We start from the raw sequence: 23,363 nt of genomic DNA, 5'->3' as shown, positions 1-23,363 counted from the left end.
TTTGGGTGAGAATTCGGTAGCTGTCCCCTTATTTCAACGTCACCCGTTCCCCGGGCTTCACGATCTGCGCCTTGCGGCCGCCGGCTTCGACACGCTTCACGAAATCACCGGCGTCGGCCTGGATCCAGCCGAAGGTGTCGTAGTGCATCGGGATCGTGAGCTTCGCGTCGATGAGCTCGGCAGCCTTGGCGGCGTCCACGATTCCCATCGTGAAGTTGTCGCCGATCGGGAGGAGCGCCGCGTCGAATGGCCCGTTCAGCTCCGCGATGAGCTTCATGTCGAGGAAGACCGCGGTATCACCGGCGTGGTAGACCTTCTTGCCACCCATCGACAGGATGACGCCGGCGGGGTTGCCGAGCGCCTCGCCGTCGGGCCCGGTCGAGCCGTGGTGCGCGATCGTGAGCTTGACGTGACCGAACGGGAACTGCCGGCCGCCACCGATGTGGAGGGGATGCCCCTCGACGCCGCGCTTGCCGAGCCAGCCGACGATCTCGTAGTTCGACACGACCATCGCCTTCGTCGCCTGCGCGATCGAGACGGTGTCGCCGATGTGGTCGCCGTGGCCGTGCGTGAGCACGATCGCGTCGAGCTTCTTGAACGACGACGGCGCGACGTCGGCGAGGGAGTTGCCGGTCAGGAACGGATCGATGAGCACGCGGTGCGTGCCGTCGTTGAACTCCCAGCAGGCGTGGCCGTGGAAGGTGAGCTCGAGCATGACGATAGCCTAGCTCAATTCCTTCATCGCCTCGCGCGCGGCGGCGACGGTCTTGTCGACGAGCGCGTCGTCGTGAGCGATCGAGACGAACGCGGCCTCGAACTGCGACGGCGCCAGATAGACGCCGCGGTCGAGCATCGCGTGGAAGAAGCGGGCGTAGCGCTTGGTGTCCGACGCGGTCGCCGTGGTGAAGTCGGTGACCGGCTTCGACGTGAAGAACCCGGTGAGCATCGATCCGACGCGGTTCACGACGGAGGGAACGCCGGCGTCGCGCGCCGCGGAGGCGAGGCCGGCATGAAGCCGCGCCGAGACCTCCTCGAGGCGCTCGTACGTCCCGGGCTCGCCGAGGATGTCGAGGGTCTCGATCCCCGCGCGCATCGCGAGCGGATTGCCGGAGAGCGTGCCGGCCTGGTAGACCGGACCCGAGGGCGCGACACGGTCCATGAGGTCGCTGCGGCCTCCGTACGCACCGACGGGCAGGCCGCCGCCGATGACCTTGCCGAAGCAGGAGAGGTCCGGCACGACGCCGTAGAGCGCCTGGGCGCCCCCCGCGGCGACGCGGAAGCCGGTCATCACCTCGTCCAGGATCAGGACGACGCCGTGCTTCTCGGTGAGCTCGCGGACCGCCTGCAGCCAGCCGGTGGCGGGAGCCACGACGCCCATGTTCCCGGCGACCGGCTCGACGATGAGGCACGCGATCGAGCGCCCTTCCTTCTCGAGGAGCTTCTCGAGCGCGGCGGCATCGTTGAAGGGGATCGTGCGGGTCATCGCGGCGAGATCGCCGGGGACTCCCGGACTTCCGGGGATCCCGAGCGTGAGCACGCCGGAGCCCGCCTTCACGAGCAACGAGTCCACGTGACCGTGGTAGCACCCTTCGACCTTGACGATGCCGTCGCGTCCCGTCGCGGCGCGCGCGAGGCGGATCGCCGACATCGTCGCCTCGGTCCCCGACGAGACGAACCTCACCTTCTCGCACGACGGCACGCGCGCGACGACGCGCCGTGCCAGCTCGGTCTCGAGCTCCGTCGGAGCGCCGAACGACACGCCCTTCCCCGCCTGGTCGCGGATCGCCGCGACGACGCGCGGGTGGCAGTGGCCGGCGATGAGCGGCCCCCAGGAGCCGAGGTAGTCGATGTACTCACGGCCGTCGGCGTCGACGACGATCGCGCCCTGCCCGCGCTCCATGAAGACCGGAGTCCCGCCGACGCCGCCGAACGCGCGCACGGGGCTGCTCACCCCGCCCGGCATGAGGCGCTTCGCGTCGGCGTAGAGGCGCTCGCCGTTCCGGCTCAACGTCGGTATTCCCACAGCGTCACCCCGGGAATCTCGCCCTTCTTCTGGGACGGACGGTACCAGCCGCGGCGGCGCGCCTCCGCGAGCACGCGCTCGTGGAACCGCCGGAAGCGCGGCGAATGGTCGAAGTGCTTGAGGTGCGCCAGCTCGTGGCAGAGCGTGTCGACGAGGCTCGACTCCTTGAGAACGCGGCCGGTCGTCGCGTGGCGCAGGCGGATCCGGATGCGGCCGTCGGAGTAGCAGATGCCGTAGTGCTGGACGACGCCGTCGGCCTCGGCGTCGATCGCCTGGTACGCGAGACCGAAGTGCGCGGCGAGCTCTTCCGCGATCGCGCGGAGCTTCTCGACCATCGCGGCGTCTTCCTCACGCGATGCGGGAACGCGGCGCTTGCGCGCGGGCGCGAAGAGCGCGTGCTGGCCGGGCCGGTACCGCGGCGCCAACACTCAGCCCAGGAGGCGCGCGGCCTCTCGCGCGTGGTACGTGAGGATGATCGAAGCGCCCGCGCGCTTGATCGCGGTGAGCGTCTCGAGCACGGCGCGCTCGCGCTCGATCCAGCCGTTCGCCGCCGCCGCCGCGAGCATCGCGTACTCGCCGCTCACGTTGTATGCCGCGACGGGCACGCCGAACGCTTCCTTCACGCGCCGGATGACGTCGAGATACGCCAGCGCCGGCTTGACCATGACGATGTCGGCGCCCTCTTCGAGGTCGAGGCCGACCTCGCGGAGCGCCTCGTCGGAGTTCCCCGGGTCCATCTGGTAGCCGCGCCGGTCGCCGAACTGCGGCGCCGAGCCGGCGGCTTCGCGGAATGGTCCGTAGAAGGCGGAGGCGTACTTTGCGGCGTACGCGAGGATCGCCGTCTCCTCGAACCCGTCGGCGTCGAGCGCCTCGCGGATCACGCCGACGCGGCCGTCCATCATGTCGGACGGCGCGACGAGGTCCGCCCCGGCCCGCGCGTGCGACAGCGCCGCCTTCGCGAGCAGCTCGAGCGTCGGATCGTTCTTCACCGACCCGTCCGCGATCACGCCGCAGTGGCCGTGGCTCGTGTACTCGCACAGACAGACGTCGGTGATCACGAGGAGGTCGGCGTACGCCTTCTTGAGATCGCGCACCGCGACCTGGACGGCGCCGCCGTCGCTCCACGCCTCGGAGCCCTTCTCGTCCTTGTGATCCGGGATCCCGAAGAGAAGGACCGCGCTCACACCGTCCTTCCGCGCTGCCCCCACCTCTTCGACCAGCGTGTCGGGAGAGAAGTGGTACTGGCCCGGCATCGAGGCGATCTCGGCCTTCACGCCGCGGCCGTGCTTCACGAAGAGCGGGTAGATGAAATCCGAAGGCGTGAGGCGCGTCTCGCGCACCATCGCCCGGAGGGCGGCCGTGCGGCGGAGGCGCCGAGGGCGCGTCGTCGGGAACACCGGCTCAGTCCTCGGGATCGGCGAAGAAGAAGTAGTCCGCGCAGTGCTTCCCGCAGAAGACGCGGCCGCTGTAGTGGAACGCGTGCTCGCCGCAGACGTGCTTGAAGCAGATCGGGCACTTGAGCAAGCTCGTGTCCTTCTCGAGCTTGCCGCAGATGTGACAGGCGATGTCTTCCGGCACGCGATCTCCCTGAGGGGCGAGATTATAGCGTCTTGCGGCGGCCTTTCGCCTCGCTGCCGCTCCTGCTATCGTTCACGGGCTTTCGAGCCGGGCCGGCGTAGCTCAGGGGTAGAGCGAGGGTCTCATAATCCCTAGGTCCGTGGTTCAAATCCACGCGCCGGTACCAACCCTTCCGGGGGATCCGTGACCAAGGTGCTCAAGAGCGTCGGCGTGCTCTCGGTCGGGAAGACCGCGCTGGTCGTCTACGGCTGCCTCGGCTTCTTCATCGGCGCGATCGTGGCGTTGTTCTCGGTGATCGGCGGCATGGCCGGCATGCTCGGCGACGGCAACCGGGCCGCCGGAGCCATGAGCATGTTCTTCGGCGTCGGGGCCGTGATCTTCTTCCCGGTCCTCTACGGCGGGTTCGGGGCCCTGACGGCGATGCTCCTGGCCGCCGTTTACAACGTCGCCGCCCGGGCGTTCGGAGGTATCGAATTCGAAACCGGCGAGAGCCCGAGCCAGCCGGTTCCTCCGCGCTAAACCTTCCCCACTCGGACCGAGTCGAACGTAGCAGGCGCCTGTATTACGGGGGGGCGGCCGGCGCGAGGAGGCTCGTGATGTTTCGGAAGCTCGCTCTGATCGCTCTCGTCTTGGTTTGCGCCGTCGGCGCAGCGCACGCGGCCCAGGTTCCGCTCTTGTTCGGCCCCGAGAGCTACGAACGGACCGACGCGCCGTCCGACGACTACACGGCTCAGTTCGACGTCCCGGTCGCCCTGAACGCCATGGTCTGGATCCAGAACGGCGACGGCGACGGCAACCGCACCTCGAGCGCCAGCATCACGATCAACGGCGTCCAGGTCGCCGGTCCAGCCGATTTCACGAAGGCGGTCGACCTGATCGCCAAGTCGATCGCGCTGCCGAAGGGATCCGCGGCGCTCGACGTTCAGATGACCGGCGAAGCCGGCTCGGTCATCACGGTCGTCGTCATGGTGCAGGGCAACCGGCCCGACCTCACGGTCGGGCGGCTCATCGTCCCGTACGCCTCGGCGACCGGTCTCACGCTCGCGCTCAAGAACGGCACGCGTCACCCGCGCCACGTCAAGGTCCTCTTCTACGACGTCGCCGGCAACGTCGTGGCGTCGTCCGACCGCTTCGTCATCCCACCGCACGGCAGCCAGTCGGAAGCCGTCGCGAGCTACATCTCGAACGGCAGCTTCACCGCGGGATCGGTCGAGGTGATCTGGGTCGGCTACGGGCCCGGCCGCGTCTTCGGTCAGGCGACCGTCCACGACGACCTCACCGGCGTCGATTCGATCACGCCGATGCATGACGCCGGCTACCGGCGCATCGATCCGCTCGATCCGACGTTGAAGGTCGGGCACTGACGGGAAGTCGACAGTTGACAGTTCACAGTCGACGCTACTGTTGACTGTCAACTGTTGACTGTCGACTATCCCAGCAGTTCCCGGAGCCGCGGGAGCATCTGCGCGATCTCGTCCATCGAGACGGCGCCGACGGAGAGGCGGAACCAGCCGGTCTCTTCCATGAGGCCGAACGCCTGGAACGGGACGGCGGCGAGACCGGCCTCCTCGAGGATGAGGCGGCGGATCTCCTCGTTGGTCGCGATGCGCTTGCCCTTGATCGTCTTGCCGACGATGTCGAGCTGCAGCGAGAGGTAGATCGCGCCCTGCGGCTGGATGCAATCGACGGGGAAGCCGTCGGCCTTCATCGCGCTGAAGCCCTCGTAGAGCGCCTCGAGGCGCTGCTCGAGCGCGGCGTTCATCTGCTTGCGGAACGCGTGGACCGCGACCTCGTTCTGAAGGAACTTCGCGGTCGCCACCTGCTCGGCGCGCGGCGCCCACGCGCCGACGTGGCCGATGAGGTCGCGCATGCGCGCGGTGACGTCGGGCGCGGCGAGGAGCCAGCCGACGCGGAGACCGGTCGCCGCGAGACCCTTCGAGATGCCGTCGACGGTGATCAGCCACGGCGCGATCTCGGGGACGAGCGCGGCCGGGTGCTCGTGCTTGATCCGCCGGAACGTCAGCGAGCCGTAGACCTGGTCGAACAGGAGGAAGACCGGGCGGCGGCCTGCCGCGGCACGCTTCTCGTTCTCGGCGACGATCGCCTTCGCGATGTCCTTGAGGTGGCTCGCCTGCATCGCCGTGCCCGAAGGGTTGAGCGGCGTGTTGAGGACGACCATCTGCGCGGCGCCCAGGTGCGGGGCGAGATCGGCGAGCGTCGGCTGGAACCCCTCCGCGGCGCGCGTCGGCACGTCGATCGCCTTCGCCTGCGTGAGCACGCAGTAGTGGTTGTTGTTCCAGCTCGGCGCCGGGTAGACGACGACGTCGCCGGGGTTCACGACGCAGCGGTAGGCGCCGTAGAGGATCGGGCGCGAGCCGCTGGCGATCAGGACCGACTCGATCGGGTAACGGACGCCGTACTCCCGTGCGGTGATGTCGGCCGCCGCCTGCCGCAGCGCCATCATCCCGTCGGACGGCGGATAGTTCGTCTCGCCGCGCGTGAGCGCTCCGTGGATCTCCTCGAGGAGCGCGGCGGGAATCGGGAAGTACCGCGGGTTGAAGTCGCCCACGGTGAGGTTGCACACCTGCTTGCCCGATGCGACGAGCGTGCGAATCTCGGCGGCGATCTTGAGGATCTCGGAGCCGATCAGGCTCCTGGCACCTTCCGAGAGGGCCTCGTCGATACGTCCGGACGGGCCGAACGTCATCTCCATCAATGTCTTGTCGGGCATGCGCGAGATTCTACCAGCAGATCCGCTCAGAATCGGCCCTGCGCGCCCCCTCCGCCGGACGATCCCCCGCCCCCTTCGAACCCGGGGCGCTCGCCCGCCGGCACCGGCTTCGGCGCGAGCGACCCGATGGTGGCTAGCGCCTGGGCGAGCTGCAGGGCCCGCCGGTCGACGTGGAGCGATTCCGCCGTGAACCCGCCCCGCTCCTTCGAGGGACCGCGCGACAGCCAGCGCTTGATTCCGACCGCGAGACCGGCGCAGGCCGTCCCGGACAACGTGAGGACGACCCACAGCGGCGCCACGTGCACGTAGAAGCGAATGGTCGCGAGCGACGCCGCGGTCGTCAGCGCGCCGAGGAGGAGAAGGGTCCGGTGTCTCCGGAGGACCCCGAGCGCGAGGAGCGCGGGCGGGACGAGCGCCGTCGCCAGGATCGCCAGGACACGGACCCAGTCGGCCGGCGGCACGTGGCCTTGCATCGGCTCGATGCCGAGCGTGTCGAGGACGTAAACGTTGCAGGCGGCGTACCCCGCCACGACGCCCAGCGTCGCCGACCAATCCAGCGCGCGGCGATGCGATGGTGCGAGCCTCCAGAACCGGTGCGAGGTGAGCAGCGTCGTCAGTGACGCCGCACCGATGACGAGACAGCCCCCGCGCGCGTGATGGGCGTCCGTGAGCGCCCCGATGGCGATCAGCTCCGCGATGACCGCAAAGAAAGCGAAGCCCCAACGCCAAGCGGCGACGGCCCAGCAGAGAGCGAAGAGCGGCAGCGTCCCCCGTGAGAAACGAAAATCCTCGATCGAAGCCAGAAACGCGCACGCGAGTAAGGCTCCCAGGATCGCCGTCGCGTATTCGGTCCCTGCCTGTGCACGGCGCCATCGCCCGATCTGCAGCTCCGTGAAGCCGATGAAGAGGAGCGCTGCGACGGCGAAGACGGCCGCATCGCCCGGACGAAGCACCTCGCCGATGAGCGCGACGACGGCACCTCCGCCGGCGAGCGTCGTGAGGCAAGCGACGATCCTGAGGCCGAGACTCAACCGGCGTCGATCGTCGGGATAATCCGCCTCGATCGTGCGCCGCGTCGGCTCATCGATCGTTCCGGACTTGTGCCATGCGGCCGCGGCTTCGCGTACGGCGAACGTACGATCCGCCGCCACGGCATCGCGTCTCATTGTCGACGCTTCATGAGCGCCTGCGCGCGGAGGATCGCGCCCAGGGTCAGTCCCGCGAGGACGATGACGACGAGCGATTGAACGACGACACCGGCGCCCTCGAGCATGTCCGCGGTCATTCCCCAGAGTCCGAACGCCATGGCCCCGACCCCCAGCGCGAAGCGGCCGATGCGTGCCTCCTCCCAGGAGAAGACCGCGAGCACGATTCCGCATCCGGCGAGCGCGAACGCGTACAGCGTGACCCCGACACGCGGGTACGCCTCGACGTCGCGGAGGATCCGGGACATCAGCGTCCCGGCGATGAGGAGCCAGCCGAGCCATGCCGCCACCGGCTCGAAGTGAGCCTTGCGACGCGTCCGCTCCAGGAGACCGCCGACTCCTAGGAAGATCACGCCGCAGATCAGCGCCTCGACGACGAGACGATCCTCGACGGGCGCGTCCCAGGGCACGGAGACGCGCGTCAAAGAAACGCCGCGCCACGCGGCGAACGAGGTCAGCGCGAGCGAGAACAAGGTCTTCGAGTCGAACCGAAACGCGAGCGCACCGTACGCGACCGCGACGACGAGGAGATGCCGGGGCCACGCCGCGCCGAGCGGTGTGAACTTCACCTCGACGAACGCGAGATCCGCGGCGGCGAGAAGCGCGCCGAGGAGCAGGACGTAGTCGAGGGCGAATCCCTCGGCCGACGTCTCGCCCCAAGTGAATGCAGGCGACCGCCGCCAGGCCCACGCGAGGCACAAGGCGGACGCGGCACCCAGCACGGCGGCCACGGTGACGGGCCCGATGCGCTCCAGGTTGACCTTGACCAGCAGCCCGGCGCCGGCCGCGATGAGCGCGACGCCCGCCCAGAGCAGGAAGCGCAGCTCCTCGCGCACCGAGATCAGGGAGCCGGTCGCGACGCGACGGAGCGCCGCGGCCGTGGGAGCGAGAAGAACGCCCCGTCGCTCGAGATCGTCGATGGCGACGGCGACGTCAGGGTCGGTCACGCGCGCGAGGCTATCACGCGGGCGCTTCGGGCTTTCGTTTCCGGCGCAGGAGCGGCAGGAGCAGGAGCGCGATCCCGCCGAAGGTGATCGCCATGTCGGCGACGTTGAAGATGCCGGTGCGCAAGGGCCCGATCCCGACGTTCATGAAGTCGCGCACGACGCCGAGCTGGATCCGGTCCCAGAGGTTCCCGAGGCCGCCGCCGACGATCGCCGCCACGGCAACGACCTCGGGACGGCGGAAGCGCGGGTCCTTGAACGTGAGCCCGAGGAGCATGGCGAGCACGCCGGCGACGCCGACGACGAACAGCCAGAACCTGAGGGTGGGCGACAGCTCGTGCCCGAGGCTCAAGAACACCCCCGAGTTGAGCACGTAGCCGATCCGGATGGTGTCGCCGAGGAGGTGGATCGTCGGCGCGTCAGTGAGGTTCGCCTCCGCGATCGCCTTGGTGACGAGATCGATGGCCACGATCACGGCGACGAGCGCCGCGACGAGCACGATCTTGGGACGGAGCGGCATCCCGTCGTCGGAATCGGAGTCCATCGGCCTTGGATTCTATCGGGCGGAGCCCCGTTTGTCCTAGTTCGGCTTCACCGGGGTTTGCTTCGCGCGCTCCTCCTCGACGAGCACGCGGCGGAGGACCTTGCCGATCGGCGTCTTCGGCAGCTCGGTCCGGAACTCGACCTGGCGCGGCACCTTGAACGACGCGAGGTGGAGCTTGCAAAACTCCGCGATCTCGTCGGCGGTTGCGGTGACGCCGGGCTTGAGCACGATGAACGCCTTGACGGTCTCGCCGCGATAGGGGTCGGGCACGCCGGCGACCGCGGCTTCCTTGACCTTCGGATGGAGGAAGAGGACCTCCTCGACCTCGCGCGGCAGCACCTTGAGGCCGGAGGCGACGATCATGTCCTTCTTGCGGTCGACGATGAAGAAGTAGCCGTCGGCGTCCATCGTGGCGACGTCGCCGGTGTGCAGCCAGCCGTTCTTGATCGTTTGCGCGGTCTCGTCCGGGCGCTTCCAGTAGCCGGGCATGACCTGGGGCCCGCGGAGGACGAGCTCCCCTTCGGCACCGGCGGGGAGCGTGGCGCCCGTCTCCATGTCGATGATCTTCGCGTCGGTGTCGGGGACCGGCAGCCCGATGCTCTTCGGTTTCCTCTGGCCGTAGAGCGGGTTGCACATGGCGACCGGCGAGCACTCGGTCATCCCGAACCCTTCGACGAGCTTGCCGCCGGTGATCCGCTCGAACGTCTCGGCGACCTCGAGCGGCAGCGGCGCCGCGCCGGAGATGCACAGCTTCACCGAGCCGAGCTTGTACTTGCCGACGTCGGGGTGGTGGTTGATGGCGGTGTAGAGGGTCGGCACGCCGGGGAAGATCGTCGCGCGGCTCTTCTGGATCACCTTCATGACGAGCTCGATCGGACGCGGCTTCGGCACCATGACGATCTCGGCGCCGGCGTAGACGCCGAAGAGCATGCAGGTCGTCATCCCGTAGACGTGGAAGAACGGGATCGCGCCCATGAAGACTTCGCGCCCGCGCTCGGCCTTCTGGAACCACGCGGCCATCTGGAGCGTGTTCGCGATGAGGTTCGCGTGGGTCAGCATCGCGGCCTTGGGCGTTCCGGTCGTCCCCCCGGTGTATTGGAGCAGGGCGACGTCCGACGGCGCGACCGCGACGTCCGGTGGCGTCGGCGGATGCTTCGCGACGAGGCGCGGCCAGAAGAAGATGTCGTTCTCGGGAAGGACCTCGACGTACTCGCCGTGCTTCTTCTGGACGAAGTGGACGATGTTGCGCCACGGGAAGCCGAGCGTCTCGGCGACGTCGACGACGACGACCCGCTTGATCTTCGTCGACGAGCGGATCTCGCGCAGGCGAGGGAAGAAGAGGTTGAGGAGGACGACGGTCTCGGCACCCGAGTCGCCGAACTGCTCCTTCATCTCGCGCGAGACGTAGAGCGGGTTCGTGTTGACCGCGATCGCGCCGATGCGGAGGAGCGCGTAGAAGGTGATCGGGAACTGCGGGCAGTTCGGGAGCATGATCGCGACCCGGTCGCCCTTGCGGATCCCGAGCTGCCAGAACGCGGTCGCGAGCCGGAGGACGGCGTCGCGGAACGCGCGGTAGGTCATCCGGGAAGGCGGCAGCTTCGGATCGGCGTAGAACGCGAGTGCCGGTTTGTCGGCGAACTCGGCCGCTGCCTTGTCGAGGAGGTCGGTGAGGTTCCCGGTCGGGTAGGTGATCGACTTCGGAACGCCGGGCTCGTAGAACTTGATCCACGGTGCGTCCATGCGTGCGATGCTACACCCTCGAGGAGCGTCCATGAACTTCAAGGGAACGCCGCTGGCCTGGACCCCGCTCATGATCCTGCTCGCCGCGTGCGGCGGAGGAGGCGCCGGCTCGGCGGCGCCGCCGAAGGTCGACTCCGCCTTGGACGCGGTCGCCGAACGATATGTGAAGCTCGTCCTTGCGGTCGGGCGGCATGACGACCTCTACGTCGACGCCTACTACGGGCCGCCCGCGTGGAAGACCGTCGCCGCCGGCGGCGCGCCGACTCCCCTGCCAGAGCTGCTCGCGCAGGCGCGGGCGCTTCAAGCCGATCTCGGCAAGGCCGGCGGTCCGGCCGATAGGAAGCGGTATCTCGAGAAGCAGCTCGTCGCGGTCGAAGGGCATCTCCGCCGCCTCTCCGGCGAGAAGATGACGCTCGCGGAGGAGTGCCGCGTCCTCTACGACGCCGACCCTCCGCATCACGACGCCGCGGAGTTCGAGGAAGCGCAGCGCAAGCTCGAAGCGCTCGTCCCCGGCAAGGGACCGCTCGGACCGCGCATCGAGGCGATGCGGAGGTCGGTCTACATCCCTCACGACAAGATCGCTCCCGCTCTCGCGGCGGCGCTCCAGGCGGCGCGCACCGCGACGGCGCCGTTCGTCAAGCTGCCGGAGGGCGAGCAGTTCGTCACCGCGCTCGTCACCGGGAAGCCGTGGGGCGCGTACAACTGGTACCTCGGCAACTACAAGAGCCGGATCGAGCTCAACACCGACCTGCCGGTCGAGGCGAACAACCTCCTCGGCACGATGTGCCACGAGGGCTACCCGGGCCACCACGTCTACAACGTCCTCCTCGAACGGAACCTCGTGAAGGGGAAGGGCTGGGTCGAGTACACCGTCTACCCGCTCTACTCGCCGCAGTCGCTCCTCGCCGAGGGCAGCGCGAACGCCGGGATCGACATCGTGTTCACCCCGGAGGAGCGGCGCCGCACGCTGACAGGACCGATCGCCGAGGCGTCGGGGGTCGATCCCAAGGCGATCGCCGCCGTCGACGCGATCCGCGACGCGATGAAGCCGCTCCGCTACGTGAGCGGCGAGGCGGCGCGCATGCTCCTGGACAACGGCAAGCCCGACGCCGAGGTCGCCGAGTTCATTCGCAAGTGGGGGCTCGTCACCGAGGAGCGCTCGAAGAAGTCGATCGACTTCGCGCGGACCTATCGCTCGTACGTCTTCAACTACTCGCTCGGCGAGGACGTCGTGCGCGCCTACATCGGCGACGGGCCCGACCGCGCTCGGAAGTTCTTCGACATCCTCTCCCGTCCCGTCGTCCCGTCAGACCTGACGAAGGGACAGTAACCGAGAGGGGACAGCTTCCGAAACTCACCCAGACGAATTCTGTTTGGGTGAGTTTTGGAAGCTGTCCCCTCTGTGGCCTCAGGCGCGGCGCCCGGTGCGAAGGCGCATCAAGATCGCGCAGGCGATGAGCAGGACGCCGAAGCAGCAGACGATCGTGGGGCCGGTCGGCAGGTCGAGCGACTCGAGCTTGACCGAGAGCAGCAGACCCGAGAGCCCGGCGAGAAACGCAATCGCCCAGCCGATGACGAGACGCGTCCGGATGTCCGCCGAGAGGAGCGCGCCGCAGACCGAAGGGACGATGAGGTACGAGAACACCAGGTAGACCCCGGTGATCTGGACGAAGCTGACGACCGTCAGGCCGAACGTTGCGTAGAAGAGGAAGTCCCAGGTCCGCATCGCGACCCGCTTCGCCTTTGCCTCGTCCTCCCGGAACGTCAGCATCATGAACTTGTCGCGCAGGAGCACGTGAACGATCGCGATGACGGCGAAGAGGCCGAACGTGCGGAGCACCTCGGGCTTGGTCACGAGAAGCACGTTGCCGAGGAGGAGGTTCTTCAGCTCCTCGTCCCCCTCCGCCGAGTGGCTGAGCGCGAGGGTCGAGGCGGCCGCGGCGACGATGTAAATGATCCCAATGATCGATTCCTGCGGGACGCGCGGGTGGTCGAAGCGTGACCAGGCGAAGAGGGCGGCGCCGAAGAGCGTGAAGACGAGCGAGAGGACGTACGGGAGCGCATCGTGGCCCGGGTGCGCGCCGAGCGCGATGGCGACGCACACGCCGAGCGCCGCGACCTGCGCGAGCGCCAGGTCGACGAAGATCACCCCGCGCTCGACGACGTGCAGCCCGAAGTAGACGAGGAGGCCCGGCAGGAGGAGGAGCGCCAGCAGAGGCCACAGCCACAGGTGGAAGATCTCGGCCATGCGCGTCTCCTACTTGGCCTGGAGGCCGGCGACGATCGCCTTCACGTCGGCATCCAGGAGCGCGATGTAGTCGTTGGCCGTGCCGGGAAGGCCGCCCGGGAACTGGCAGACGTCGACGACGAGCCCGCCGGTCTTCTCGGCGACCGCCTCGGCGGTCTTCCGCGACTGGAACGGCTCGACGAGGATCACGCGGATCTTCCCTGCGGTCATCTTCTGGATGACCTCCGCGAGATGCGGCGGCGACGGCGGGATCCCCGGCTTCGGCTCGAGGTACAGCTCCGAGACGAGGCCGAACCGCGCGGCGAAGTACTTCCACGTCGGGTGATAGGTCACGATCGCCGTGCCTTTGAACGGCGCCAGCGCCGCCTGCCACTCCGTCATCTTCGCCTGGAGCTTCGACTGGAACGCCGCGAGGTTGCTCTTGTACCCGGCGCACGGTCCGGAGTCGACGGCGCACAGCGCATCGGCGATGTGAGCCGCGACCTTCCCCGCCGCGACCGGGTCCATCATGAAGTGCGGGTTACCGGCGGCGTGGATGTCCCCCTGCGAGCGGTCGAGGACCGCGGGGACGTCGAGGAGCTGGATCCCCTCGCTCGCCCGCACGTGGCCGGGCGCGCCCGCGGCGATCTTCGAGTTCCGCGCGCCTTCGAGGAGCGGCGGCAGCCAGCCGACCTCGAGGTCGGCGCCGCCCTCGATGAGCATGTCGGCGCGGTTCAAGGTGACGATGTGGCTCGGCTTCGCGTCGACGAAGTGAGGATCCTCGGTCGGCTTGGCGAGCACCGACACCGAGATCTTGTCGCCGCCGACCGAGGAGGCGATGGCGCCGTACTCCGGCGTCGTGGTGACGACGTGGAGCGCCGCCCTCGCCGGAACTCCGGCGAGGAGGAACGCGAGGATGAGACCCGTACGTGACGTCATGGTGGGCACCTTTCAGAACTTGTGCGCGGCGTGCGCGCCGAGGATGAACTCGAATTGGAGCCAGACGGAGCTGGCGTCGTCGAACCCGCCTCCGCGGCGGTCGTAGTTGTACTGCGCGCGCAGCTTGGAGTATTCGGTCATGTACCACGTCGCCTCGACCGAGGCGCGATCGCGAGGGGCGAAGCGCGGGTCGAGCGGGTCGTCGCCGACGTCGCCGCCGACCGTGTCGTAGCGGAAGCCGAGCGTCCACATCGGCTTGATCCCCCAGACGACCTGCGCGTACGCCCCGTGATCCTGGAAGACCGCGGCCGGCAGGAGCGGCGTCGCGGCGGCGTCGTAGTTCCGCCACATCGCCTCGCCCTGGATCTTGACGAACGGGAACCCCTTGTCGGCGCGGGGCGACTTCCACTTCCAGAGGAAGTCGACGCCGCCGATCTCGGTCATTGCGTCGGGCCCGGTCCCGTTGGGACCGAAGGCGCCCGAGGCGCCCACGACCATCGTCTGGTTGTCGCCGATGTCGAATGACCCGTCCCATCGCGGCACGTAGAGCATGTCCGAGAGGGCGTGCACGTCGTCGCTCACGATCGGCCGGCCGAACTGGGTCTCGCCGGCGACCGATCCGAAGCTCGTCTGCGTCTCGCCGTGGCCGTTCTGGATGCCGACGATGAGCTCCGAGTAGAACGGGACCGGCATGAGCCACGACAACCTTGCGCCCAGGCTCCGGAGCCCGTCGGGCCCGAACATCCGCCCCGAGACGAGCGGCTGATCGACGAAGTCCCAGGTGTGCGGGTGCGTCGGATTGATCCGCCCGAACTCCGAAAAATACTGCCCGATCTTGACCTGCAGGTTGTGGGGCAAGGATGTCGTCAGCCCGTAGGCCTCTTCCAGCTCGAACGTCGTCGCGCCGTCCGGGGTGATCTGCATGACGAGGTTCGCCTGACCCTTGAAGTACGGATCGACGGCACCGTCCAGGACCATCTCGAGGTTCTGAAGGGTGAAGCCGCGCTGGGCCGGATCATGACCTCCGGTCTGCAGCTCGCCCACATCCGGCTCCGTCGATGCGCCGGCGGCGACGAGGACGTCGAGAGAGAGGTTGAGGTAGTTCTTGCCCCCGGCGCCGGAGACCACGGTGATCGGCGCGGGAGCGGGGGCGGGGGCGGGGGCGGGCGTCTCCTGGGCGGACGACGCATGCGGAATCAGGGCGGTCGCGACGAGCGCGAGGCCCGGCATGAGCGAACGGACGAGGCGAGGCATCAGCCTGTGCCCTCCTGAAGGACGTGGCGGTGCGAAAACGGAACGGCGCCGCACGCGGCGGCGAGATGAGGGGAACGGTCAGGCCACGTGAGAAAGGAGGCGGGCTGGCGGAGCGCGAGCGGCGTCGGCGCGCTGGGATCGGCCCCTCGGCTCGGCCGCGTAGGTCGCCCTCTCGCTCTCGGAGCGAACCTCGGGCGTCGCGAGGCGTTGCACCGTGAGCGCCGGCGAAGAGATGTCCTGGGCGAGACGGCAGAGGGAGCAGGGTCCTTGATCGGCCTTGTGAGGGCAGCCTCGAGGGGTCGCGTCGTGCAGACCCGGCGCCATCGACTCGTGCGCGTGGAGCGGGGCCGCGATCCAGAGGCACGCCAGCACGAGTGCGACCGCCGAGCCGAGGGCGCTGCGGCGTGGCTGGTGTGCGATCGACCTCATGGCGGCTGGAAATTAGACCGAGAAATCCGCGGTGTCAAACCCGCGGGACCGTCTACTTTTTGGCAGCCTTGAACCCCGCGGCGATCGCCTTGACGTCGGCGTCGATCAGGGCGACGTAGTCGCCGTCGGTTCCGGGGAGGCATCCGGGAAACTGGCAGGCGTTCACGACCACCGCCCCGGTGCGCGCGGCCATCGTCTCGGCCGTCGGCCGCTGCTGGAACGGCTCGACGACGAACACCTGCGCCTTCCCGGGCTTCGCGGCGTCGGCGGTCTGGGCGACGAGCCCGAAGCGCGCGGCGAAATAGTTCCAGCTCGCGTGCATGCTGACGATCGCCGACCCCCGGTACGGGGCGAGGACGCGCATCCACTCGAGCATCTTCTTGTCGAGCGTGTCCTTGAACGCGGCCACGTTCCCTCGGAACGTGGCGCACGACGGCGCGTCGAGGACGCAGAGGCTCTCCGCGATGTGCTCGGAGACCTTGAGCGCCGCGAGCGGGCTCATCAGGAAATGCGGGTTCCCGTCGGGGTGCGGGTCGTGCGCACGGTCGGGGTGCTCGGGCGGATCGATGAGCTGCATCCCCTCGGCCGCATTGATTTGGCCTTTCGCTCCGATCGCGATCTTCGGATTCTTCGCCGCCTCGACGAGCGCGGGAAGCCAGGCGTGCTCGAGGTCGCCGCCGTTCTCGATGAGGACGTCGGCGTCGGCCAGCGCCTTCGCCCCGCCGGGCGCGTCGACCGCGTGCGGATCCTGGTTGGGCTTCGCCAAGCTCGTCACCACCACCTTGTCGCCGCCGACCATGCCCGCGAGCGCGGCGAGATCGGAGGTCGTGGCGACGACGCGGAGCGCGGCGCGCGCCGGGAGCGCGGCCGTGCAGGCCAAGGTGACGCCGAGAACGATCGGTCGGATCATGGTGGAATCTCCCCTCGGACGTTCGCAACGCAGCGAACGATCGAAGCTAGACCGGCGTTCGGGCGCTGTCAAACCTCACGGTGCGTGGTGACCGCCGGCGTAGGCCTTCTCGCCGGCCTCGACCCGGACGGGAAGCCAGTTCTCCTTCGGCGGGAGGGGGCAGGTCGCGTACGGCGTGAAGGCGCACGGCGGGTTGTAAGCCTGGTTGAAGTCGATGATCGTTTTCCCGTTCTTCGGCATCTCCGCGTAGAGGAACCGGCCGGCGCCGTAGGTCTCCTTCGCGCTCGTCTGGTCCTTGAAGATGAACCAGAGCAACGGGTCCTTCGGGTCCTCGATGACGGGCGCCATCGAGTACTCCTTCCCGTCGACGTTGAACTTGACGAGACCCGGCGCGTCCATCGTCTCGGTCTCGCCGAGGACGTTCGGGATCTGCATCGTGTGCGGCGTACCGTACGGGACGAACGTAGCCTCGACGCGCCACTTCGGATCGGCCGGGAAGTACTCGATCCCCTTGAAGCCCGTGCGGGCGGGGCCGTCGGGGTCCTTGACGCGCACCCCGTAGCGCTCGCCGCGCTTGATGACGAAGAAGTTGACCGCGCCGATGTTCATGACGTCGGTGTGCGCGGCCGCGTCGTCGCTGAGGACCTGCTCCCCCGCCGGCTTGCCGTCGATCGTGATGCCGGAGCCGGGCGCCGGCTTGAGCGTCACCTTGCCGTCGGCGAGCACGAGCACGCCCGCGTGCTTCGGCGTTTTCTCCGGGAGCACGACGACGCTCCCCGGATCGGAGCCGACGGTGTTCTCCCCCGTTTGGAGCCACGCGAGCCCGACGAGCGTCAGCCAGCCGCCCGGGCTCTTGAGACGCTTCTCTCGCGATTCGCGCCAGGCCTTTTCGACCTGCTGAAAGTCCGTGGGTGTGTCGGCCGCCGTGACCGCCGCTCCGGCGACCGCGACCGACATGAGAGTCGTCCAAAGTCTGCGCATGGTCCTATTCTATGCGACCCATGGGCCCGTTCGATCGCGACACACCCCTGGTCCTCGACGGGGGCCTCGCCAGCGAGCTCGAGGCACGCGGCTTCGCCCTGCAAGACCGGCTCTGGTCGGCGCGCGCGCTCCTCGACGCGCCGGAGATCCTTGCCTCGATCCACCGCGATTACTTGAATGCCGGAGCCGACGTGATCACGACGGCGACCTACCAGGCGACGATCCCCGGGTTCGTCGCGCGCCGCGTGACCGAAGACGAGGCCAGGCGGGCGATCGTCGAAGGCGTGGCGATCGCTGTCCGCGAGCGCGACGCGCGAAAGCCCGGGGCGCTCGTGGCGGCGTCGATCGGAAGCTACGGCGCGTTTCTGGCGGACGGCTCGGAATACCGCGGCGCTTTCAATCTGGGGGTCGAAGCGCTCGCCGCCTGGCATCGCCCGCGGCTCCGGCTCCTCGAGGACAGCGGCGCCGACCTGCTCGCGTTCGAGACGATCCCCTCGCTTCCAGAAATCGAGGCGATCGTGCGGTTGCTCGGCGAGACCGGCGCCCCACCGGCGTGGATCTCGCTCCAGGCACGCGACGAGGAGCACCTCGCCGACGGGAGCGCGATCGAGGAGGCGGCTGCTTTGGCCTCGCGTTCCGATCGCGTCGTCGCCGTCGGCGTCAACTGCGTACCGCCGGAGCGCGCCTTGCCGCTCCTGCGAGCGATACGTTCCGCCACGTCGAAGCCTCTCGTCGCCTATCCGAACCGCGGCGACGTGTGGGATGCCGTCGGGCGGCGATGGATTCCGCGAGGGCATCCGATCGATTGGGCTCGCTGGGTTCCTCGGTGGGTCGATGCGGGCGCTCGCCTCGTCGGCGGCTGTTGCCGCACGACGCCGGCCGATGTGCGCGAGATCAGCGGAAGTCTGTGAATGGGGACATTCTGCTTTTTTCACAGAGCCGGGTGCTTCGTGTGGAAGTCGGTCGCCTGCTGGTAAGCCTGCGCGACGGCGAGGACGACGTCGTCCTCGTCCAACCGGCCCTGGAAGGTGATGCTCGTGGGGGTGCCGTCGGTCGAGCGGAAGCCGTTGGGGACGACGACCGCCGGATGCCCGGTGAGGTTCGTGAGCAGCTCGTTGTCGCCGCCGAACGAGGGGACGACGTAGACGTCGATCGGCTCCATGATCTTCGCCATCTCGTGGAGCACGATCGTCCGCAAGCGCTGCGCGCGGAGGTATTCCACCGCGGGCACCATCTCCCCCTGGCGGAAGACGTTCGGCCACGCGTCGGCGGTCTGACGGACGAGCGTGTCGATGCGGCCGTCGCGGAGGAGCACGTCGAACGCGGTCGCGGCCTCGGCGCTCAGGATCGCCGAGAGCGGCGGGATCGGCACGGAGAAGTCGAGCTCGATCGGCTTGAGATCGACGCCCATCGAGCGGAGCGTATCGAGAGAGCGCGCGTCGAACGTCTTCCACTCCTCGTACGGCTTCTTGTCCTCGTCCTTGTCGGCGAACTTCGTGTAGTCGGCGTCGAAGAGCGACTTGACGTAGCCGACGCGGATCGATTTGAGCGGCCGCTCCTGAGGCCACGAGAACGCCGCCTGGCGCGCCCACGTGTCCCTCGGGTCGGCGCCGTGGATCGCGTCGAAGACGAGCGCGCAGTCGCCGACCGAGCGCGCGATCGGGCCGACCTTGTCCATCGTCCACGAGAGCGCCATCACGCCGGCGCGGCTCACCCGCCCGAACGTGGGCCGGAGGCCGGTCGTTCCGCACCGCGTGCTCGGCGAGACGATGCTCCCCCACGTCTCGGTGCCGATCGCGAACCCGACGCACCCGGCCGAGGTGAGCGAAGCCGATCCCGCGGACGAGCCGCTCGATCCCTGCTCGAGCTTCCACGGGTTGCGGCAGGTGCCGCCGAACCAGACGTCACCCCAGGCCAGCTCGCCGACGGCGGTCTTCGCGACGAGAACCGCGCCGGCGGCCTCGAGACGGTCGATGACCGTCGCGTTCTCGTCGATGCGCTGCTCCTTGAACGGCACCGATCCCCAGGTCGTCGGGTAGCCCTTGGCGGCGAGGAGGTCCTTCGCGCCGAACGGGATGCCGTGCAACGGTCCCTTGTAGCGCCCCTTCGCGATCTCGGCGTCCGCCGCCGCGGCCTGCTTGAGCGCGAGGTCGTCGGTCCGCGTGATGACGGCGTGGAGCTGCGGGTCGAGTTTTTCGATCCGCGCGAGGTAGAGCTTCGTCAGCTCGGTCGAAGAGATCGCCTTCGTGCGCACCCACTCCGCGAGGACGGCGACCGGCGAGAACGCGATCTGGTCCTTGGACGCGGGAAGGGGACGCGGGCGCAGCTTCGGCGCCGACGGGCGGGCGGAGGCCGGACGAGGGGTCGCGATCCCGCGGACCGGGTCGAACGTGAACGCCGGCGGCACCGAGTTCGCGATCGCCACCGCGCGAAGCTTCTCGTAACCAGCGTCGGCGTCGCTCAACCCCTCGAGCGCCATCTTGCGCTGCTCGTCGGTGAGCTTGATGCCGGAGATCCACTCGGCCTGAGAGACCATCGCCTCCGAGACCTTCGGCGCGTCGGCCGCCAGGACGGTGAGCGCGCGCCCGAACGCCGCCGAGCCGACGCCCGCCAACCCGAGAACCTTGAGGACTTGCCGTCGCTCCATCGCTCCCCCCAGTGGGGACAGTAACCAGGCTTTTCTTACACGCGCAGTTCGCGTGTAAGAAAAACTTGGTTACTGTCCCCGCCAGAGGATAAGCGAGAGGTCAGTCGGTGGCGCCGACCTTTTCCGTGCCCGGGAGGACGGCGTGAGGCAGCGCGCCCAAAGTGTCGGCCTCGAACCAGACGTGCTCGCCCTTGAGGACGCTCTGGCCGAGCCGGTACTTGGCAAGGTCGTCGTTCCGCCACAGCTCGCCGAAGAGGCGGCGGATCTTCCGCTTGCCGTTGCGGCAGAACAGGTCGGCGAGCGCGGCGGCCTCGGCGGCGTGGGGATGCTTCTCCTCGCGCATCGTACGCACGCGCGAGAGGCAGGCCGCCATCGCGAAGATCTCCATGGCGACGTCGACGGTACGGAAGAGGAACGCCTGGCGCCGCTGGAGCTTCGCCTTGTGGACGATCATCCCGTGGAAGATCTCGCGCGAGAGCTTCCGCGTCGCGCGCTCGGCGAAGCGCAGGTGCGGTGCGAGCTTCTTGAAGCGGCGGTAGCGCGGCCACCGGCCCCAGCCGATCCACCGCGTCGGGTACCACCACGCGTAGAAGAGACCGATCCGCGGCAGCGCCGCGAGCTTCGTCCCGAACGACGCGTCGGGGTCGATCATCTTGCCGGCGACCTGGAGGTGCCGGTCGACCGCCTCGCGCGCCATGAAGAGGTGCATGATCTCCGAGCTGCCCTCGAAGATGAGGTTGATCCGGTAGTCGCGCATCGTGCGCTCGACGGCGTAGGCGGTCTCGCCTCGCGCCTCGAGCGACTGCTGCGTCTCGTACCCGCGGCCGCCGCGCACCTGGATCGTCTCGTCGACGATCTTCCAGCCGGTGACCGTGTTCCACTCCTTCGCGGCCGCCGCCTCGAGGCGGATGTCGTAGCCGCCGCGGTCGGCCATGCGCGACGCGAGGTCGGAGACCGACTCCATCGCGAAGCCGTTCGCGGCCATGTCGGCGATCTTGTGGGCGATCGCCTCGTGCTTGCCGATCGGCTGGCCCCACTGGATGCGCTCGCCCGACCACACGCGGCAGGTCTCGAGCGCGACCTTCGCGACGCCGGTCGTCCCCGCGGGGAGCGCGAGCCGGCCGGTGTTGAGCGTGACGAGGGCGATCTTGAGCCCCTGGCCTTCCCGGCCGATCAGGTTCTCCTTCGGGACGCGGACGTTCTCGAAGCCGAGGACCGCGTTCGCGAGCGCCTTCAGCCCCATGAACCTGCAGCGGTGGAGGACCGTGATCCCCGGCGACGACGCCTCGACGACGAACGCGCTGATCTTCTTGGTGCCCGGGTGCCGCGCCATGACGACGAGCAGCTCGGCGATCGTCCCGTTCGTGCACCAGAGCTTCGTCCCGTTGAGGATGTAGGCGTCGCCCTCCGGCGTCAGCTCGGCCGTCGTCGCGAGGCTCGACGGGTCGGAACCGACCCCTTCCTCGGTGAGGGCGAAGGCCGAGATCGCGCCGGCGGCGCAGCGCGGCAGGAACCGCTGCTTCTGCTCCGGCGTGCCGAAGATCTTCACGGGCTGCGGGACGCCGATCGACTGGTGCGCGGAGAGGAGCGCCGACAGGTTCCCGTCGTAGCTCCCGAGCAGCTCCATGATCCGGCCGTACTCGACCTGGTTCAGGCCGAGGCCGCCGTACTCGGTGGGGATCTTCATGCCGAAGGCCCCGAGGCGGCGGAGACCGTCGATGACCTCCGGCGGGTACTCACCGGTCGTGTCGATCTCGCCCGGCCGCACGCGGTCGCGCAGGAATGCCTTGAACCGCTCGTAGAATGCCGTGAACTCGGGACGCTCCTTCATCGCATCCGGAATGGGCCGGATGAGGTGCATCTGGAGGTTGCCGAGGAAGATCTCCTTCAGGAAGCTCGGCTCGGTCCACTCGGTCTGCCGCGCGGCCTCGGCGACGCGAAGGGACTCGCGCTCGCTCTCGGAGTGGAGTTTCTTGGACGAGCTCATCAGGGCCTCCTGACCACGTAATCTAGTGGCCTCTCCCCGGGGCCGCCAGCGGAGCGACGATGTCCTACCGCCCTCCCGATTTTCGCGTCCTCGGCCTCGACGGCGCGCCCGAGTGCCGCTTCGCCCCGGCGCCTCAGGACGCGACGCTTCCCGACGGATTCATGTCGACGACGAACCATCCGACGTACGTGAAGATCGGCGGACGCTGGCGCATGCCCGGCCGCCCCAGGATGGACGCGCATCTCGTCTGGGAACCGGCATCGGAGCGTCTCGACGTGCGGGAGTTCCGGTCGGTGAAGAAGGGCGACCTCGTCGCGATCGCGACCGCCGAGGACGGCTCCGAGGGAGTCTTCGTCTGGGACAAGGGGTTCGAGGACGAAGCCGACGTCACGCACGCCGAGGCGTTCGCCTTCATGTCGTCCGAGGTGAGCCGCGAGAAGCCGGTCAACTACGAGGCGATCTTCGAGAAGTTCCTCGAGAACCGCGGCGCCAAGGGGTACGTGCTCTGGGTCGTCGGCCCCGCGCTCGTCCACGCCCGCGGGCGCGAGGCGCTCGAGTGGATGATCCACCACGGCTTCGCGCACGCGGTCTTGACCGGGAACGCGGTCGGCGTGCACGACGTCGAGGCCGCCCTCTTCGGCTCGACCCTCGGCATGAAGGCCGACGGCTCGGGGCAGGCCGGCGGCCACGCGATGCACATGCGCGCGATCAACGAGGTCAAGAAAGCCGGCTCGATCAAGGCGCTCGTGGAGGCCGGCCGCATCCGCGGCGGGATCATGCACGCGCTGACGGTGAGCGGCACCCCGTACGTCCTCGCCGGCTCGATCCGCGACGACGGCCCGCTCCCCGAGACGATGACCGACGCCCTCGCCTGCCAGGCGGCGATGCGCGAGCACACCGCGCGCGCGACGATGGTCGTCATGGTCGCGACCGCACTCCACTCGATCGCGGCGGGGAACATGCTGCCGACGTATTGCGCGGCGCCCGACGGCTCGATCCGCGAGATCACGACGATCTGCGTCGATCAGACCGAGTTCCTCGTCTCGAAGCTCAAGGACCGCGGCACGCACCAGGCGTTCGGCGTCGTCACGAACGCGCAAGATTTCATGCGGTTGCTGCAGCTCGAGCTGGGCGCGAGGAAATAAGGGGACAGCTACCGAATTTCCACCCGAAGTCAGAGGGGTGGTTTCTTCACACACGATTCAGGGCCTGACCACACACCAC

23 protein-coding genes and 1 tRNA gene are annotated in these 23,363 nt (G+C 68.7%); 6 read left to right on the top strand and 18 right to left on the bottom strand.

Annotation, left to right across the window (positions count from 1 at the left end):
* Window positions 1-28: 28 nt before the first annotated feature.
* Genes VFV19_02115 through VFV19_02095 form a run of 5 tightly spaced genes read right to left on the bottom strand, consistent with a single transcriptional unit; the run spans window position 29 to window position 3,601 of the window.
* The gene (locus tag VFV19_02115; GenBank protein HEX4823085.1) at window positions 29-715 is read right to left on the bottom strand and encodes a metal-dependent hydrolase; all 687 of its coding nucleotides are present in this window, start codon (window positions 713-715) and stop codon (window positions 29-31) included.
* Window positions 716-724: 9 nt separating this feature from the next.
* Window positions 725-2,008: a glutamate-1-semialdehyde 2,1-aminomutase gene (gene hemL / locus VFV19_02110; GenBank protein HEX4823084.1), complete on the bottom strand. Its 1,284-nt coding sequence runs from the start codon at window positions 2,006-2,008 to the stop codon at window positions 725-727.
* Complete coding sequence (locus VFV19_02105; protein HEX4823083.1) at window positions 2,005-2,451, bottom strand: Wss1p-related putative metallopeptidase; 447 nt, start codon at window positions 2,449-2,451, stop codon at window positions 2,005-2,007. Before VFV19_02105 ends, hemL begins: the two co-directional genes overlap by 4 nt.
* Entirely contained in the window at window positions 2,452-3,420 is a 969-nt protein-coding gene (gene hemB, locus VFV19_02100) for a porphobilinogen synthase (GenBank protein HEX4823082.1), read from the bottom strand.
* Between the two features lie 4 nt (window positions 3,421-3,424).
* Entirely contained in the window at window positions 3,425-3,601 is a 177-nt protein-coding gene (locus tag VFV19_02095) for a hypothetical protein (GenBank protein ID HEX4823081.1), read from the bottom strand.
* A 91-nt stretch (window positions 3,602-3,692) separates the two neighbouring features.
* Here VFV19_02095 and VFV19_02090 point away from each other — a divergent pair.
* From VFV19_02090 to VFV19_02080, 3 genes are all read left to right on the top strand, one after another.
* A tRNA-Met gene (locus VFV19_02090) sits at window positions 3,693-3,767 on the top strand.
* A 17-nt stretch (window positions 3,768-3,784) separates the two neighbouring features.
* Window positions 3,785-4,120, top strand: a complete 336-nt coding sequence (locus VFV19_02085) for a hypothetical protein (protein HEX4823080.1) — start codon at window positions 3,785-3,787, stop codon at window positions 4,118-4,120.
* 77 nt (window positions 4,121-4,197) lie between these two features.
* Window positions 4,198-4,965, top strand: coding sequence for a hypothetical protein (locus VFV19_02080; protein HEX4823079.1), 768 nt, complete (start codon window positions 4,198-4,200; stop codon window positions 4,963-4,965).
* A 65-nt stretch (window positions 4,966-5,030) separates the two neighbouring features.
* On the opposite strand, the gene VFV19_02075 is transcribed toward VFV19_02080, so the two are convergent.
* From VFV19_02075 to VFV19_02055, 5 genes are read right to left on the bottom strand one after another with little or no spacing between them, the layout of a single operon-like run.
* On the bottom strand, window positions 5,031-6,332 hold the full coding sequence (locus VFV19_02075; GenBank protein ID HEX4823078.1) for an aminotransferase class I/II-fold pyridoxal phosphate-dependent enzyme: 1,302 nt from the start codon (window positions 6,330-6,332) through the stop codon (window positions 5,031-5,033).
* Between the two features lie 26 nt (window positions 6,333-6,358).
* Entirely contained in the window at window positions 6,359-7,498 is a 1,140-nt protein-coding gene (locus VFV19_02070) for a hypothetical protein (GenBank protein ID HEX4823077.1), read from the bottom strand.
* Complete coding sequence (locus VFV19_02065) at window positions 7,495-8,484, bottom strand: hypothetical protein (protein HEX4823076.1); 990 nt, start codon at window positions 8,482-8,484, stop codon at window positions 7,495-7,497. The genes VFV19_02070 and VFV19_02065 overlap by 4 nt, the downstream gene beginning before the upstream one ends.
* Window positions 8,485-8,497: 13 nt before the next feature.
* On the bottom strand, window positions 8,498-9,025 hold the full coding sequence (lspA, locus tag VFV19_02060) for a signal peptidase II (GenBank protein HEX4823075.1): 528 nt from the start codon (window positions 9,023-9,025) through the stop codon (window positions 8,498-8,500).
* A gap of 36 nt (window positions 9,026-9,061) precedes the next feature.
* Complete coding sequence (locus VFV19_02055) at window positions 9,062-10,765, bottom strand: long-chain fatty acid--CoA ligase (GenBank protein HEX4823074.1); 1,704 nt, start codon at window positions 10,763-10,765, stop codon at window positions 9,062-9,064.
* Between the two features lie 31 nt (window positions 10,766-10,796).
* Here VFV19_02055 and VFV19_02050 point away from each other — a divergent pair, with 31 nt between their 5' ends.
* The gene (locus VFV19_02050; protein ID HEX4823073.1) at window positions 10,797-12,095 is read left to right on the top strand and encodes a hypothetical protein; all 1,299 of its coding nucleotides are present in this window, start codon (window positions 10,797-10,799) and stop codon (window positions 12,093-12,095) included.
* A 78-nt stretch (window positions 12,096-12,173) separates the two neighbouring features.
* Here the strand turns inward: VFV19_02050 and VFV19_02045 are convergent, their stop codons facing one another.
* The 6 genes from VFV19_02045 to VFV19_02020 all read right to left on the bottom strand — a co-directional run bounded on the left by VFV19_02045 (window position 12,174) and on the right by VFV19_02020 (window position 17,505).
* On the bottom strand, window positions 12,174-13,013 hold the full coding sequence (locus tag VFV19_02045; GenBank protein ID HEX4823072.1) for an iron chelate uptake ABC transporter family permease subunit: 840 nt from the start codon (window positions 13,011-13,013) through the stop codon (window positions 12,174-12,176).
* A gap of 9 nt (window positions 13,014-13,022) precedes the next feature.
* On the bottom strand, window positions 13,023-13,931 hold the full coding sequence (locus VFV19_02040; GenBank protein HEX4823071.1) for a metal ABC transporter substrate-binding protein: 909 nt from the start codon (window positions 13,929-13,931) through the stop codon (window positions 13,023-13,025).
* A gap of 12 nt (window positions 13,932-13,943) precedes the next feature.
* Window positions 13,944-15,185: a hypothetical protein gene (locus VFV19_02035; GenBank protein ID HEX4823070.1), complete on the bottom strand. Its 1,242-nt coding sequence runs from the start codon at window positions 15,183-15,185 to the stop codon at window positions 13,944-13,946.
* Between the two features lie 78 nt (window positions 15,186-15,263).
* Entirely contained in the window at window positions 15,264-15,614 is a 351-nt protein-coding gene (locus VFV19_02030; protein HEX4823069.1) for a hypothetical protein, read from the bottom strand.
* 52 nt (window positions 15,615-15,666) lie between these two features.
* On the bottom strand, window positions 15,667-16,524 hold the full coding sequence (locus VFV19_02025) for a metal ABC transporter substrate-binding protein (protein ID HEX4823068.1): 858 nt from the start codon (window positions 16,522-16,524) through the stop codon (window positions 15,667-15,669).
* Window positions 16,525-16,599: 75 nt separating this feature from the next.
* A complete protein-coding gene (locus tag VFV19_02020; GenBank protein HEX4823067.1) occupies window positions 16,600-17,505 on the bottom strand; it encodes a DUF1684 domain-containing protein in 906 nt (301 codons plus the stop codon).
* 20 nt (window positions 17,506-17,525) lie between these two features.
* On the opposite strand from VFV19_02020, the gene mmuM reads away from it, so the two are divergent.
* Entirely contained in the window at window positions 17,526-18,416 is an 891-nt protein-coding gene (gene mmuM / locus VFV19_02015) for a homocysteine S-methyltransferase (GenBank protein ID HEX4823066.1), read from the top strand.
* Window positions 18,417-18,436: 20 nt separating this feature from the next.
* On the opposite strand, the gene VFV19_02010 is transcribed toward mmuM, so the two are convergent.
* Window positions 18,437-20,152 (bottom strand): amidase, encoded by a 1,716-nt coding sequence (locus tag VFV19_02010; GenBank protein ID HEX4823065.1) that lies wholly within the window; start codon window positions 20,150-20,152, stop codon window positions 18,437-18,439.
* 100 nt (window positions 20,153-20,252) lie between these two features.
* A complete protein-coding gene (locus VFV19_02005) occupies window positions 20,253-22,139 on the bottom strand; it encodes an acyl-CoA dehydrogenase family protein (GenBank protein HEX4823064.1) in 1,887 nt (628 codons plus the stop codon).
* 59 nt (window positions 22,140-22,198) lie between these two features.
* Here VFV19_02005 and VFV19_02000 point away from each other — a divergent pair, with 59 nt between their 5' ends.
* A complete protein-coding gene (locus tag VFV19_02000) occupies window positions 22,199-23,284 on the top strand; it encodes a hypothetical protein (protein ID HEX4823063.1) in 1,086 nt (361 codons plus the stop codon).
* Window positions 23,285-23,363 lie beyond the last annotated feature (79 nt).

The sequence above is a fragment of the Candidatus Polarisedimenticolaceae bacterium genome, assembly GCA_036275915.1.
GTDB lineage: Bacteria > Acidobacteriota > Polarisedimenticolia > Polarisedimenticolales > DASRJG01 > DASRJG01.
This window is presented reverse-complemented; position numbering and strand designations above follow the sequence as displayed.

Excerpts from the sequence above, each read along its gene's own strand:
- VFV19_02115 (HEX4823085.1), bottom strand. The coding sequence starts at position 715 with ATGCTCGAGCTCACCTTCCACGGCCACGCCTGCTGGGAGTTCAACGAC.
- VFV19_02080 (HEX4823079.1), top strand. The coding sequence starts at position 4,198 with ATGTTTCGGAAGCTCGCTCTGATCGCTCTCGTCTTGGTTTGCGCCGTC.
- VFV19_02075 (HEX4823078.1), bottom strand. The coding sequence starts at position 6,332 with ATGCCCGACAAGACATTGATGGAGATGACGTTCGGCCCGTCCGGACGT.
- VFV19_02070 (HEX4823077.1), bottom strand. The coding sequence starts at position 7,498 with ATGAGACGCGATGCCGTGGCGGCGGATCGTACGTTCGCCGTACGCGAA.
- lspA (HEX4823075.1), bottom strand. The coding sequence starts at position 9,025 with ATGGACTCCGATTCCGACGACGGGATGCCGCTCCGTCCCAAGATCGTG.
- VFV19_02055 (HEX4823074.1), bottom strand. The coding sequence starts at position 10,765 with ATGGACGCACCGTGGATCAAGTTCTACGAGCCCGGCGTTCCGAAGTCG.
- VFV19_02050 (HEX4823073.1), top strand. The coding sequence starts at position 10,797 with ATGAACTTCAAGGGAACGCCGCTGGCCTGGACCCCGCTCATGATCCTG.
- VFV19_02045 (HEX4823072.1), bottom strand. The coding sequence starts at position 13,013 with ATGGCCGAGATCTTCCACCTGTGGCTGTGGCCTCTGCTGGCGCTCCTC.
- VFV19_02040 (HEX4823071.1), bottom strand. The coding sequence starts at position 13,931 with ATGACGTCACGTACGGGTCTCATCCTCGCGTTCCTCCTCGCCGGAGTT.
- VFV19_02035 (HEX4823070.1), bottom strand. The coding sequence starts at position 15,185 with ATGCCTCGCCTCGTCCGTTCGCTCATGCCGGGCCTCGCGCTCGTCGCG.
- VFV19_02030 (HEX4823069.1), bottom strand. The coding sequence starts at position 15,614 with ATGAGGTCGATCGCACACCAGCCACGCCGCAGCGCCCTCGGCTCGGCG.
- VFV19_02025 (HEX4823068.1), bottom strand. The coding sequence starts at position 16,524 with ATGATCCGACCGATCGTTCTCGGCGTCACCTTGGCCTGCACGGCCGCG.
- VFV19_02020 (HEX4823067.1), bottom strand. The coding sequence starts at position 17,505 with ATGCGCAGACTTTGGACGACTCTCATGTCGGTCGCGGTCGCCGGAGCG.
- mmuM (HEX4823066.1), top strand. The coding sequence starts at position 17,526 with ATGGGCCCGTTCGATCGCGACACACCCCTGGTCCTCGACGGGGGCCTC.
- VFV19_02010 (HEX4823065.1), bottom strand. The coding sequence starts at position 20,152 with ATGGAGCGACGGCAAGTCCTCAAGGTTCTCGGGTTGGCGGGCGTCGGC.
- VFV19_02005 (HEX4823064.1), bottom strand. The coding sequence starts at position 22,139 with ATGAGCTCGTCCAAGAAACTCCACTCCGAGAGCGAGCGCGAGTCCCTT.
- VFV19_02000 (HEX4823063.1), top strand. The coding sequence starts at position 22,199 with ATGTCCTACCGCCCTCCCGATTTTCGCGTCCTCGGCCTCGACGGCGCG.